11 protein-coding genes are annotated in these 12,350 nt (G+C 64.6%); 7 read left to right on the plus strand and 4 right to left on the minus strand.

Annotated features, from left to right (window positions below; genetic code table 11):
• Positions 1–83: 83 nt before the first annotated feature.
• The 3 genes from JHD59_RS02400 to ppk2 form a co-directional block, all read right to left on the minus strand.
• Positions 84–1,850 (minus strand): hybrid sensor histidine kinase/response regulator, encoded by a 1,767-nt coding sequence (locus JHD59_RS02400; protein ID WP_199153004.1) that lies wholly within the window; start codon positions 1,848–1,850, stop codon positions 84–86.
• The gene (locus JHD59_RS02405) at positions 1,847–2,395 is read right to left on the minus strand and encodes a molybdopterin-dependent oxidoreductase (RefSeq protein ID WP_199153005.1); all 549 of its coding nucleotides are present in this window, start codon (positions 2,393–2,395) and stop codon (positions 1,847–1,849) included. The genes JHD59_RS02400 and JHD59_RS02405 overlap by 4 nt, the downstream gene beginning before the upstream one ends.
• Positions 2,396–2,551: 156 nt before the next feature.
• Positions 2,552–3,538, minus strand: a complete 987-nt coding sequence (gene ppk2, locus JHD59_RS02410) for a polyphosphate kinase 2 (protein ID WP_233163856.1) — start codon at positions 3,536–3,538, stop codon at positions 2,552–2,554.
• 208 nt (positions 3,539–3,746) lie between these two features.
• Between ppk2 and JHD59_RS02415 the strand changes: the two genes are divergently transcribed.
• The 7 genes from JHD59_RS02415 to JHD59_RS02445 all read left to right on the plus strand — a co-directional run bounded on the left by JHD59_RS02415 (position 3,747) and on the right by JHD59_RS02445 (position 11,448).
• Positions 3,747–4,448 (plus strand): ABC transporter ATP-binding protein, encoded by a 702-nt coding sequence (locus tag JHD59_RS02415; RefSeq protein ID WP_199153006.1) that lies wholly within the window; start codon positions 3,747–3,749, stop codon positions 4,446–4,448.
• Positions 4,445–5,821: an ABC transporter permease gene (locus JHD59_RS02420; RefSeq protein ID WP_199153007.1), complete on the plus strand. Its 1,377-nt coding sequence runs from the start codon at positions 4,445–4,447 to the stop codon at positions 5,819–5,821. The genes JHD59_RS02415 and JHD59_RS02420 overlap by 4 nt, the downstream gene beginning before the upstream one ends.
• A 10-nt stretch (positions 5,822–5,831) precedes the next feature.
• Positions 5,832–6,599 (plus strand): outer membrane lipoprotein-sorting protein, encoded by a 768-nt coding sequence (locus tag JHD59_RS02425; protein ID WP_103319314.1) that lies wholly within the window; start codon positions 5,832–5,834, stop codon positions 6,597–6,599.
• A gap of 3 nt (positions 6,600–6,602) precedes the next feature.
• The gene (locus tag JHD59_RS02430; RefSeq protein ID WP_199153008.1) at positions 6,603–7,826 is read left to right on the plus strand and encodes a hypothetical protein; all 1,224 of its coding nucleotides are present in this window, start codon (positions 6,603–6,605) and stop codon (positions 7,824–7,826) included.
• 9 nt (positions 7,827–7,835) lie between these two features.
• Positions 7,836–8,855 (plus strand): sensor histidine kinase, encoded by a 1,020-nt coding sequence (locus JHD59_RS02435; protein ID WP_199153009.1) that lies wholly within the window; start codon positions 7,836–7,838, stop codon positions 8,853–8,855.
• Positions 8,856–8,883: 28 nt separating this feature from the next.
• On the plus strand, positions 8,884–9,606 hold the full coding sequence (locus tag JHD59_RS02440) for a LytTR family DNA-binding domain-containing protein (protein WP_199153010.1): 723 nt from the start codon (positions 8,884–8,886) through the stop codon (positions 9,604–9,606).
• 174 nt (positions 9,607–9,780) lie between these two features.
• Positions 9,781–11,448: a SulP family inorganic anion transporter gene (locus JHD59_RS02445; RefSeq protein ID WP_199153011.1), complete on the plus strand. Its 1,668-nt coding sequence runs from the start codon at positions 9,781–9,783 to the stop codon at positions 11,446–11,448.
• Positions 11,449–11,576: 128 nt separating this feature from the next.
• Here the strand turns inward: JHD59_RS02445 and JHD59_RS02450 are convergent, their stop codons facing one another.
• A complete protein-coding gene (locus JHD59_RS02450) occupies positions 11,577–12,329 on the minus strand; it encodes a hypothetical protein (RefSeq protein ID WP_199153012.1) in 753 nt (250 codons plus the stop codon).
• Positions 12,330–12,350: the final 21 nt, after the last annotated feature.

Below are 12,350 nucleotides of genomic sequence, written 5' to 3' on the forward strand. Positions count from 1 at the left end.
GAGGCGGGCTGATGCATGGTGACGGCAAGCGATCGATGCGCGCCGCCGGCTCAGCGCCGGGGGATGGGATGGTGGGTGAAGATTCAGGCCGTCCTGGCGGCCCCCTGCCGGCTTGCGGGCAGGTGGAGCGTCAGCAGTTTCTGCAGCTGGCCGAAGTTGAATGGCTTTTCCAGCTTGCCGGTCAACAGCGTCTGGCGCGGATCGTAGAATTCCTGTTTGAACGCGGTCATCCCGATGACCGGGGTTTTCAGATTGGTCAGCGTTTGCCGCGCCGCCTCAGCCACTTCGTAGCCGCTGGCGTTGCCGACCTGCAGATCGAGCAGCAGCAGGTGGTAGCGTTGCGACAGCACTCTTTCAATGGCCGCCGGCACCGTGGCCACGGTGTCCACCGAGTAGCCCTTGGCTTCCAGTAGGGCATGATACGACTCGCGAATATGCTCGTCATCGTCCAGCAGCAGGATGCGTCCTGGCTGCGGCTCCGCGTCTTCAAGCTCGGTCATGCTTGCCGCCTCCAAGGCGGGCAGCAGTAGCCGGAAGCAACTGCCGGCGCCCACTTGGCTGGAAACCTTGATGCTGCCGCCGAACAGCATGACCAACTCGTGGACGATGGCCAGGCCCAGGCCGCTGCTGCCGGGGCGGCGGTTCTTGCCGCGGGCGAAAGGCCGAAACAATTGGGCTTTGATTTCATCCGGAATGCCGACGCCGGTGTCTCTTACCCAAATTTCCAGCTGTCGCTCATGGTAGCGCAAGGTCAGTTCTATGTGGCCGTTGTCGGTGTACCGAATGGCATTCGATAACAGATTCCAGACGATCTGCCGCAGCCGGTGGCCATCAAGCCACAATGCCGGGAGGACCGGACAGTCTATGCGCAGGCTCAAGCCCTTGGCTTCGGCATTGCTTCTATGCGCCAGCTCTACGGTTTCGATCAGCGCGGCGATGTCGGTGGCGGCCGGTTCCAGCGTCAGCTGATGGTTTTTCAGCGCCGAGATGTCCATGATGTCCCGCACCTGCTCCAGCAAGTGCTCGGTGCTGTGTTTCAGCCGGGCGAGGTAGCCATAGCCCGGCGTGTCGCGCTGCACGCTGTATTCCAGCAGTTCGACGCACGTCTGGATGCTTTGCAGGGGCGAGCGGATTTCATGGCTGATGGTGGCGAGGAAGGTGTCGCGCGCCAGCTCGCTTTGTACCAGCGCCGCGCGCGCTGCCTGCTCGCGCTCCAGGATCTGCTGCTGCTGCGAAGCCTGGCGCTTGATTTTGCCGAAGCGGTGCATCACCACCCAGAACAGGCAGAGAAAGCCCAGCCAGCAGGTCAAGCCCAGCAGATACATGGTCTGATGGTTTTCCATCAGTTTCATCTGCTGCACCATCTCGCTGTTTTCCCGCTGTCTGGCCTGGACGGCGAAGTCCGCCAGCTGCGGACGCAGCTGCGCCAAGTCCTGGGACAATTGCTGAGCGTCTTGCCGGCTCCATTGCCGCGGCGGGCGCTCGAACACGCCGGCCAGCGCGGTCCGTAATTCCGGGAAGCCCGGCACCGCCGCCAATATGGCATTGGCGGCGGACGGCTGCGAGTACATGCGGTATTTGCTGATGGCGATGGCGTAGCTGCTGTCTACCTCCTGCCGGGGAATTTGTCCTGCCTGGTAGCGCCAGGCGTCCATTTCCACTCGGTTCAGCGATAGCTGCAGCTGCGCCACCATCCAGTACAAATCACTGGCCTTGTCTGGAATCGGCCGCTTGATCACCGATGAATACAGCGCGGCGGAAATCAGCAAGGTGGCGCACAGCGATATCGCCATGAATACGCGGCCATAGCCTAATATCTCGCTCAGCGAGAAGCGTTTGGCGAGGCTCATCTCACCTCCATGCGGGTGACCTGCCAGATCAGCTTGGAGGTGAACGTGCCGCCGGTTTCGTCTGACGACATCGTCGGAATCGGGTACATCACCCAGAACGGGCCGTAGTTTTCCAGCTGCAGCGGTTTGCCGTTCCAGCGCCATGCCAGGATCACGTCGTAGCGGCTGAAATCGGCAATCGGCACGGTGATGCTGTAATCGTCCGCGCCGTAGAACTTGACTTGCGTGCCGCGGGCGCCGGCCTTGGCCAACAGGTCGCGCAGCAGCGGCCCGCTGAACGTGCCTTTGGGCGTCCAGTCGGTGGCGGTCGTGATATTGCGCTGCGGCATGCTGGCCAGGCTGGGCAAGCTGATGGTGTAGGTTTTGCTGCCGGGATCGGTGAAGTGGCCGATATCGCCGCTGATGGTCAGCGCGGGAGAGGAACCGTCCGCCGCCAAGCCGCCAGAACCCGGCGCGCCAGCCAGGACCGCCGATAGCAGAGCGGCTGCCGGGCGGAAGCGGGAAGGCGCGCTGCGGGCGCGGCGACAAGCAGGGTCATGATTCATGGGCGAGGGCATGAGGAATGGACGAAAGAAAGCGCCGGGACTAGGTTAAGTCCTGACGCTTGTTTTGGTTATTTTATGCCATTGACGATTCCTGCGGCAATGCACATATGTCCAGTATCTTGCCCGGCCCATTAGAAAGGTCAGGCTCTGCGCCGATCATGCGCCTATCATTTCCCCCGGATCACCCACGATTAGCGGATCCGGCGCGTGGGCGACGCGCGTGTCCTTGCCCGGATAGTCCAGCCGCGACAGGAAATGGCGGATGCAGTTGAGGCGGGCGCGTTTCTTGTCGTCCGACTTCACCACCGTCCAGGGCGCGTCGCCGGTGTGGGTATGGAAGAACATCGCCTGCTTGGCGGCGGTGTAGTCGTCCCATTTATCCAGCGACTGGATGTCTATCGGCGACAGCTTCCAGTGTTTCAGAGGATCGTCGCGGCGCGAGATGAAACGGCGCAGCTGCTCCTCGCGGCTGACCGAGAACCAGTACTTGAACAAGCGGATGCCGCTATTGACCAGCATGCGCTCCAACTGCGGCGCCTGGCGCATGAACTCCAGATATTCCACCGGCGAGCAGAAGCCCATCACGCGCTCCACGCCGGCGCGGTTGTACCAGGAACGGTCGAAGAACACGATTTCGCCTGCGCTGGGCAGGTGGGCGATGTAGCGCTGGAAGTACCATTGGCTGCGTTCCTGCTCGCTGGGTTTTTCCAGCGCCACCACGCGGGCGCCGCGCGGATTCAGGTGCTCCATATAACGCTTGATGGTGCCGCCCTTGCCCGCGGCGTCGCGCCCCTCGAACAGGATGACGATTTTCTGTCCGCTCTCCTTGACCCAGCTTTGCACTTTCAGCAGCTCGATCTGCAGCTCCTGCTTCACCCGCTCGTATTCCGGCCGGCGCATCCGCGTATGGTAGGGATAGCCGGGCGGCAGCTCGGCCGTGGTGCTGTCCTCGCTGCTGCCGGCCGGGGCCAGCGCCACTTGTTGCGCCACCGGCTGTTGGCTGATCTCCTGAATGGTCTGCACCGACGCGTCATGCACGCGTTTGACATTGCGCTGGCGGGCGGTCTGGCGTCGTTGAGGGGCGGCGGTTTCCGGCGGTTCCATGTCCGGCGTCTGTGGGGTCTTGTCTTGGTCTGGGGTCATAGGCTGGCCTTTACCATAGAGTAAGCATGGTTTTGATCCTACCCCGCTCGGCTGTAGGTGTCGATGCCGCAGGTCAAGCGTACGTCATGCGGCTGGCGACGGCTGAGGGCCGCTCGCGCCGCATGGCTGCATTTCGTCGCAAGCCGGAGCAGGGGGCGATGCGGCTGTTTATAGTCCCGGGGTGGCCAATCTTATGAGGAGAGCATCGATGTGGACAGTGGAGATGCGCGGCGTTTGCAAGCATTACCAGTTGGATCAGATCACGGTGCCGGCGCTGCAGGATGTGGCGCTGACCATCCGCCCCGGCGGTTTCACCGTATTGGCCGGTCCGTCCGGCAGCGGCAAGACCACATTGCTGAACCTGATAGGCGGCGTGGATAGACCGGACGCGGGTTCCATCCTGGTGGCCGGGCAGGACATCGTTCACCTGGGCGACGACGCGCTCAGCGATTTCCGCGCCCGCCATATCGGTTTCATCTTTCAGAACTTCAACCTGCTGCCCGTGCTGTCGGCATACGAGAACGTGGAATATCCGATGATCTTGAACCGGGTGCCGGCGCCGGAGCGCAAGCGCCGAGTGAGCGAGTTGCTGGACGCGGTGGGACTGGCGGACAAGGCGCGCAACCGGCCCGGCCAATTGTCCGGCGGCCAGCGGCAGCGGGTGGCCATTGCCCGCGCGCTGGCGCATCGGCCGTCGCTGGTGCTGGCGGACGAACCCACCGCCAATCTGGATAGCCAGACCGGCGCGGCCATCCTGGGTCTGTTGCGCGATCTGCAGCGGCAATATCAGCTGACCGTGGTGTTTTCCTCGCACGACCCGCAGGTGATCGCCGCCGCGGACGACCGCTATCAGGTGCGCGACGGCCGCGTCAGCCAGCTGCAGGCGCAAATCGAAAAGGAAATCGCATGAATACCGTCAAACTGGCCTGGCGCAATCTCTTGCGCAATCGCCGCCGCACCCTGGCCACGCTGGGCACCATGGTGGCGGGCGTGGTGGCGCTGCTGCTGTTCGGCGGCTACAACCGCACTGTGCAGTACGGTCTGCAAACCAGCTTTGTCCGCGGCATGGGGCATCTGCAGATCCAGCACCGCGACTTTTTCCTGTATGGCAGCGGCAACCCGGCGGCCTACGGCATCCGCGATTACCAGCGGGTGATGCGGGTGGTGCAAAACGACCCGGTATTGAAGCCGATGTTGACCGTGGTGACGCCCACGCTGTCGCTGGGCGGCATCGCCGGCCATTACGCCGCCGGCGCTTCGCGCACCGTATTCGCCCAAGGCAGCGAGGTGGACGGCCAGAACCGGATGCGGCAGTGGGACGACTATCATTTTGGCATCCCGGCCAAGCCGGCGGCGCTGACCGGCAGCGCGCCCGACGCGGCGGTGATAGGCAAGGGCCTGGCGCGCGTGCTGCAGTTGTGCGACGCGCTGAAAATGGGCCACTGCGCGCCGCCTCCGCCAACAGTTGCCGCCGGCGCGGCCATGCCGACGGACCTGGCCGCGCTGTCCGCCTCCTCGCCGCAACCTAAGGCCGACGGCAGCATCGAGCTGCTGGCCGCCACCGCCAGCGGCGCGCCCAATGTGGCCCGGCTGCAGGTGGTGAAGGCGCAAAGCATGGGCGTGAAGGAGCTGGACGATATGTTCGTCAGCCTGCACCTGGCCCAGGCGCAGCGGCTGGTGTACGGCTCGGACGAGCCGCGCGTGACCGCCATCGCGCTGCAACTGCAGCACACCTACCAGATCCCGGCGGCGCGCGCGCGGTTGGCCCAGTTGTTCAACACTTCGCTGAAGGATCAGCCGCTGGCGGTGTATGACTTCAGCGAGCTGCAGCCGCAATACGGCCAGATCACCGGCATGTTCGGCACCATCTTCGGTTTCCTGTCCATTCTGATCGGCTGCGTCTCGCTGTTCACCATCGCCAACACCATGAATATGGTGGTGATGGAGCGCACGGTGGAGATCGGCACGTTGCGGGCCATGGGCTTGCGCCGCGGGGGCATCCAGCGGCTATTCCTGTGCGAGGGCGTGATGCTGGGCGGCCTGGGCAGCGTCTGCGGCATTGCGCTGTCCCTGCTGCTGGCGGCGCTGATCAACCACGCCGGGCTGACCTGGCTGCCGCCGGGTCAGGTGGACCCGGCGCCTATCTATGTCCGGCTGTGGGGCGAAAACGGCATGATGCTGGCCACCGCGCTGGGGCTGATGCTGATGGCCATGCTGTCCGCCTGGTGGCCGGCGCGCCGCGCCGCCCGCGCCGTGATCGTGGACGCGCTGCGCCATGCTTGAGGAAAAGAAGATGAAAACGATGCTGATAGTCCTGACCTTTGCCCTGGCCGCTCCGTTTGCGCTGGCCGCGCCGGACGCGCAGACCATACTGGCGGGCAGCGATGCGGTGCGCAATCCGGACAAGCCGTTCGGCCTGATCGTCTCGCTGGTCAGCTACAAGGACGGCCAGGAGAACGAGCGCAGCGCGCTGGCGGTGTACTCGCGCGCCGACCAGAACAGCGGCCAGTTTCGCAGCCTGCTGCGCTTCGTCAGCCCGGCGCGCGACGCCGGCAAGCTGATGCTGAAGAACGGCAACGATTTGTGGTTTTACGACCCGGCCAGCAAGGCCAGCGTGCCGATTTCGCCGCAGCAGCGCTTGCTGGGCCAGGCTTCCAATGGCGACGTGGTGACGGTGAACCTGGCGCTGGACTACCGCGCGCGGCTGGACGGCGAGGAGGACATCCAGGATGGCGACCGCCAACCCCGGCATTGCTACAAACTGCATCTGTCGGCCCGCAACGGCGGCGTCACTTATCACGCCATCGACCTGTGGCTGGACAAGGATGGCTACCGCAGCCGCAAGGCCAAGTTCTACTCGGAAAGCGGCAGCCTGCTGAAAACCGCCTACTATCGCGGGTATCAGCAGGTGTTGGGCCGCGAGCGGCCCACCGAGACAGTGATCATTGACGGCCTGAACCCCAAATGGGTGACGGTGATGCGCAACAGCGACTTCGCCTGGCGCGAGGTGCCGGAGGCCTGGCTGCAGCGCGACTATCTGCCGCGCTTCAGGGCGGAGTGAGCGATGCGCGTCTGGTTGATGCTGGCCTTGGCGGCGCTGCCGGCGGCAGCCTGGGCCGATGACGACGCGGCGGCGCTGCAGCTGGCGGACCAAACGCCGGCGATGAGCGACAAGCCGCGCGACCTGAAGCTGTTGTTCGAATCCGCCGCCATCGTCAACCAGGCGATGCCGGACGCGCAGCGGCTGTCCTTCGATCTGCGTTGGGATGGCCGGTTGAGCCCGGACTGGCGCGCGGTGTTTTCGGATCGCCTCGATCAGAGCTTCGTCAATTCGCCGCAGCGCGCGCACGGTGTCAACACGCTGCGCGAAGCCTACCTGAGCCGGGAATTCGGCGATCAGAACCTGCTGGACATCGGCCGTGTCAACACCCGATACGGCGTGGGCGTGGGCTATAACCCGACTGATTTTCTGGGCGAGGGCACGGTGCGCTCGGTGGTGTCGGCAGACCAGGAAAGCCTGCGCGAAAACCGGCTGGGCAACGCCATGCTGCGCTGGCAAAAACTGTGGGATAGGGCCTCGCTGACCGGAATCTGGTCGCCCAAGCTGGCCGACGCCCCCAGCGGCAACGGCCTGAGCGCGGACTGGGGCGCGAGCAACCCCAGGGAGCGGATGTTGCTGGCTTTCAGTTATCAATTTTCCGAAAGCTGGAACCCGCAATGGCTAGCGTTCCGCCAGCAGGGCGGCTCGCCGCAGCTCGGATTCAATCTCAGCCATGTGCTGACCGACTCCACCGTCGCCTACGTCGAATGGGCCGGCGGAAAGACAAAGAGCGATTGGCGGCGCTGGCTGGGTGAAGAGGCTGGCGGCTGGCGCAACCGGCTGGCGCTGGGCAGCACCTGGACCGGCGCCAGCAAGCTGAGCTTGACGCTCGAGGGCCAGTACGACGGCGCGGCGCCGGAGGCGGCCGATTGGGACCGTCTGCGGCAAAGCCCGTTCTATGGGTCTTATCGCCAGAGCATGGCAAACTCGACCTCGCTGTTGACGCGGCGGGCGGCCCTGTTGCGCGCCAGCTGGCAGGACGCGCTGGTGTACAGCCTGGACCTGACCGCGATGCGGCAGACCAGCCTGGTGGACCATAGCGGCATGAACTGGGCGGAGGCGCGCTACCATTGGCCCCATGTCGATCTGGCCTTGCAGTGGCAGCGATTCGACGGCGGAGCGCTGACCCAGTATGGCGCGGCGATGCCGCAGCAGAGTTGGCAGCTGGTGTTTGATTATTTTTATTGAGGCCTAATCATGAATGCATACCAGCGCTGGTCCGGCGTACTTCAGGAGTTTGCCGTCTGCAGCGGCATCAATCTGGCCATCGCTTTGTTCTTTTCCTCGTTGGGCGGCTGGGACCGGCTATACGACAACGTGCTGATTTCGTTTTGCATAGGCTATAGCTGCTGGTTGAGCGGCAGCGTGCTGGGCCGGCTCAAGCTGAATCGCGCGCTGGTCTATGTCTTGGTGCTGCTGTTCAGCGTGCCGTTCGGCTTCAAGCTGGCGGCCTGGCTGGGCGCATTCGATGTGTTGGCGCTAGCTTTGCGCGTGCCGGAGCGGGCGTATCTGTTTCTCGTGCCGACCTTGCTGGTGGCGATGTTCGCCATGACGCTGAGCCTGCTGTACTACCGTTCTCAGGCGCTGGCCGGCGAGCTGGAGGCCACGCGCCGGCGCGAGGCGGAAAGCCGCGAGGCGCAGACGGCGGCGCAGCTGGCCATGTTGCAGGCGCAGATCGAGCCGCATTTCCTGTTCAACACCCTGGCCAATGTGCAAAGCCTGATCGAGATCGATCCGCCGCGCGCAAGCCGCATGCTCGGCTATTTGAATACCTATCTGCGAGGCAGCCTGGCGCGCAGCCGCAGCGCAAGCGGCACGCTGGGCCAGGAGCTGGACATGGTGGGCGCGCTGTTGGACATCGCCGCCATCCGCATGGGCGAACGGCTGCGGGTCAGCGTGGAGGTGGCGGAGGAGCTGAAGGCGCTGCCGCTGCCGCCCTTGCTGCTGCAGCCTCTGGTGGAGAATGCGCTGAAGCATGGGCTGGAACCCAGCGTGGCCGGCGGCGAAATCGTTATCCGCGCCGAGCGGCAGGACGGCTCGCTCCGCTTGATGGTGCGCGACAGCGGGGTCGGCATCGCCGAAGCGGCGCCGGCCGGCGTGGGGCTAGCCAATATCCGCGAACGGCTGGCCGCGCTGTACGGCCCGGCGGCGCAGCTGCGCTTGTCGCCGGGGCAGCCGCGCGGCGTGCTGGCGGAACTGGTATTGCCGATTGCATAATGACTGGCCGCATTGCCTAGGAAAACCCATGCCCACCGCCCTGATCGCCGACGATGAACCGCTGCTGGCCGCCGCGCTGCAATCCGCCTTGTCCAGATTGTGGCCGCAGTTGGCGATTCTCGCCGTGGTTCACGATGGCGCGTCGGCGTTGGCTGAGATCAACCGGCTGCGGCCGGACTTTGCCTTCCTCGACATCCGCATGCCCGGCCTGGATGGCATGGCGGTGGCCAGGAGCGTCAGCGGTTGCCGGGTGGTGTTCGTCACCGCCTATGACGAATATGCCTTGCAGGCTTTCGACGCGGCGGCGCTGGACTACCTGCTTAAGCCCATCGACGACGCCCGGTTGTTGCGCTGCATCAGCCGGCTGCAGCAGGCCGCGCCGCTGGTTCCGCCCATCGCGGCGGCGCCGGCCGAGGCGCAGCCGGCATACCTGAGCTGGATTACCGCCGGTCTGGGCAACAGCAAGCGGTTGATTGCGGTGGATGAAGTGCAGTATTTCAAAGCCTGCGACAAGTACACGGAGCTGGTGCTGGCCGGCGAGACACAGCTGATCCGCACGCCGCTGAAGGAGCTGGCGGCGCGGCTGGACCCAAGGCAGTTTGCCCAAATCCACCGCGGGCTGATCGTGCGGCTGGCGGCGGTGCAGGGCATAGAGCAGGACTTGCTGGGCCGCAGCTTTGTGCTGTTGAAACACGGCGGCGACAAGCTGCCGCTGAGCCGCAGTTTCGCCGCGCAATTCAAGGCCATGTAGGGCGGAAGCCCGGCTTTGCCGGGCGTTCCGCCGTTGCCAGGGTGGACGGCTTGATGCTCGGCAGGCGGCATGGCAGCGCTGAGCTGCCGACCCGCCGCGCCATCGATAAGGCGCTGCGGATGGCGATGAACTACGCTGACAGCATACTCAGCTCAAAATCAGAAAGCACGCGCGATGTCCGCCCTCGTTTTCCGCCCCCGCCTGCTCGATACCCTTCGTCACTACAATGCCAAGCAACTGCGGGCGGATCTTATGGCCGGCGTCACCGTCGGCATCGTCGCGCTGCCGCTGGCGATGGCGTTCGCGATAGCCAGCGGCGTGCCGCCGCAGGCCGGCATCGTCACCGCCATCATCGCCGGCGCGCTGGCGGCCGCGCTGGGCGGCACCCGGCTGTGCGTCACCGGTCCCACCGGCGCCTTCATCGTGATCCTGTATGGCATCGTCAGCCGCTACGGCGTGGCCAATCTGCTGATCTGCACCTTCATGGCGGGGATCATGCTGGTGCTGATGGGGGTGTTTCGGCTGGGGCAGGTGATACGTTTTTTCCCCATGCCGCTGATCACCGGCTTCACCAACGGCATCGCGGTATTGATCTTTCTGACCCAGTTGAAGGACTTTTTCGGACTGCCCATCGCGAAAATGCCGTCCGGCTTTTTCGCCGTGATGGCGACGCTGCGCGCGCATTTCTCCGGCCTGGATGGGCCGACCACGCTGCTGTCGTCGAGGCTGCTGCTGCTGATTCTGCTATGGCCTAAGCGCTTGAACCGGCTGTTGCCGTCGCCCTTTGTCGCCCTGGTGCTGGCCACGCTGGCGACCGTATTGTTCGATTTGCCGGTGGCGACGCTTGGCAGCCGCTTCGGCGGCATTCCGCAAGGGCTGCCGTCGCCGGCCGGACTGGACCTGAACCCTGTCCATCTGTCCGATTTGCTGGCGCCGGCGTTCACCATCGCCCTGCTCGGCGCGATCGAATCCTTGCTGTGCGCGGTGGTGGTGGACAGCCTCACGGCCGACAAGCACGACGCCAATCAGGAGCTGATAGGGCAGGGCATCGCCAATATGGTGGTGCCGTTCTTCGGCGGCATTCCGGCCACCGGCGCGGTGGTGCGTTCGGTCACCAATATCGGCAATGGCGCGCGCACGCCGCTGGCGGCGGTGTTCCATGCTGCGCTGTTGCTTATGGTGCTGCTGTTGGCCGCTCCGCTGGCCGCCCATGTGCCGCTGGCGGCGCTGGCGGCGATTCTGGTGTCGGTGGCGCTGAAGATGGGCGACTGGGACATCCGCAAGGCGCGGCAGTTTCCGCCGCACGACACCTTGGTGCTGCTGGTGACCTTCGCATTGACGGTCGCTTTCGATCTCACCGTGGCGGTGGAAATCGGCCTGCTGCTGGCCGCGGTGTTCTTCATCCGCAGCATGGCCAGCCATACCGCCATCCATCAGCTGTTGCCGGAGCATGCGCAACTGTTCGAGCGCCACAGCATTGCCGGCAAAAGCGTGCCGGACGGCTGCGCAGCCTTCCGCATCGAGGGCGCGCTGTTTTTCGGCGCGGCGGACAGCGTTGACATCATCCTGAAGGAAGCGCCGCGTGCGCGTGTGATCATCTTGCAGCTGCATAGGCTGGTTCTGCTCGACACCTCCGGCCTGTTGGCGCTGGAAGCCCTGCGCGCGCGGCTGGCGGAGCAGGGCAAGACGCTGATCCTGTGCGGTGCGACGGATGAGGTGATGGACATGCTGGAGGGCTCCCGTCTGATGGAGCGCTTGGGCGAGGATAATCTGCAGCCCGATCTGGCCGCTGCCTTGCAGCGCGCGGAGGAAGTGCTGACCGATGGCGTGGTGTGGGCTTAGCGGCGGTTCGCCATCTTGATGGTCTTGAATCCGTTGTGCGGATAGCTGCTTTCATTGCCGGAGCTGCCCAGCGGGCGGGGGAGGGATATTGATTTGGTCCAAATATCCCGGCCCCGGCGCGCGTAGGATCAGCGATTTTTCTTCTGCTTGCGCAGTTTCATCCAGCGCGCCACCGCATGTCCCACCGCCAGCGGCGATAGAGGCATCAGCGCCAGCAGCCCGTGGCCGTCGCGGTAGCCGGGGTTGACGCTGACGAAGAAGCGGTCGGACGGTTTGGCGGAATTCTGCCAGTAATGGTGATCGTCCTTGCCATCGCGGGTGAGGATGCCGACGTTGGCGATGTAGGGCCTTTCCGGCGAAACCGGCGTCAGTTGGAAACTGGAGAACAATTCGTAGGCCTTGGCTGCCAGCGGGTGGCTGTCATCATGGCCCGGCGCCGGCCACATGCGGTGGGCGAACTTGTGCATGACCGCGTAGCTGGATGGATGCAGCATCACTCCGAAGAAATATAGGGGCCGCAGCGGGTGGCTCAGCCAATGGCGCATGATCTGGCTCGCCAGGAAGGCGAAGTTGCTGTTCTTGCCGCGGTAGGCTTTGAGCAGGCCGGACTGCACGCGCAACACGCTGCAGGTGCGGCCGCCTATCTGGCGCCGGAAGCGGTGCATCGCGCAGTAGCCCACCAGTTGTCCTTGGAGGTTCCGGTGCAGCAGCAGGCTGCTGTGCTCGGACGGCGGCGAGATGACCATGGCCTTGAAGCCGGCGTAGTCGATGCCGGCGAAGATGGTGTCGTGAAGCCGGAACAGCTCGTGGGACAGATCTTCCCGTTGTTCCGGCGTCAGCTTGCCGGGGAGGATGCGGATTGAGTGAACGATGTCTGCCATTTCATTTCCTTGTGCAATGCA

The sequence above is a fragment of the Chromobacterium sp. ASV23 genome, assembly GCF_016428945.1.
GTDB classification, from domain to species: domain Bacteria; phylum Pseudomonadota; class Gammaproteobacteria; order Burkholderiales; family Chromobacteriaceae; genus Chromobacterium; species Chromobacterium sinusclupearum.

Coding starts and splice junctions, on each gene's coding strand:
- JHD59_RS02400 (WP_199153004.1), bottom strand. CDS start 1,850: ATGAGCCTCGCCAAACGCTTCTCGCTGAGCGAGATATTAGGCTATGGC.
- JHD59_RS02405 (WP_199153005.1), bottom strand. CDS start 2,395: ATGAATCATGACCCTGCTTGTCGCCGCGCCCGCAGCGCGCCTTCCCGC.
- ppk2 (WP_233163856.1), bottom strand. CDS start 3,538: ATGACCCCAGACCAAGACAAGACCCCACAGACGCCGGACATGGAACCG.
- JHD59_RS02415 (WP_199153006.1), top strand. CDS start 3,747: ATGTGGACAGTGGAGATGCGCGGCGTTTGCAAGCATTACCAGTTGGAT.
- JHD59_RS02420 (WP_199153007.1), top strand. CDS start 4,445: ATGAATACCGTCAAACTGGCCTGGCGCAATCTCTTGCGCAATCGCCGC.
- JHD59_RS02425 (WP_103319314.1), top strand. CDS start 5,832: ATGAAAACGATGCTGATAGTCCTGACCTTTGCCCTGGCCGCTCCGTTT.
- JHD59_RS02430 (WP_199153008.1), top strand. CDS start 6,603: ATGCGCGTCTGGTTGATGCTGGCCTTGGCGGCGCTGCCGGCGGCAGCC.
- JHD59_RS02435 (WP_199153009.1), top strand. CDS start 7,836: ATGAATGCATACCAGCGCTGGTCCGGCGTACTTCAGGAGTTTGCCGTC.
- JHD59_RS02440 (WP_199153010.1), top strand. CDS start 8,884: ATGCCCACCGCCCTGATCGCCGACGATGAACCGCTGCTGGCCGCCGCG.
- JHD59_RS02445 (WP_199153011.1), top strand. CDS start 9,781: ATGTCCGCCCTCGTTTTCCGCCCCCGCCTGCTCGATACCCTTCGTCAC.
- JHD59_RS02450 (WP_199153012.1), bottom strand. CDS start 12,329: ATGGCAGACATCGTTCACTCAATCCGCATCCTCCCCGGCAAGCTGACG.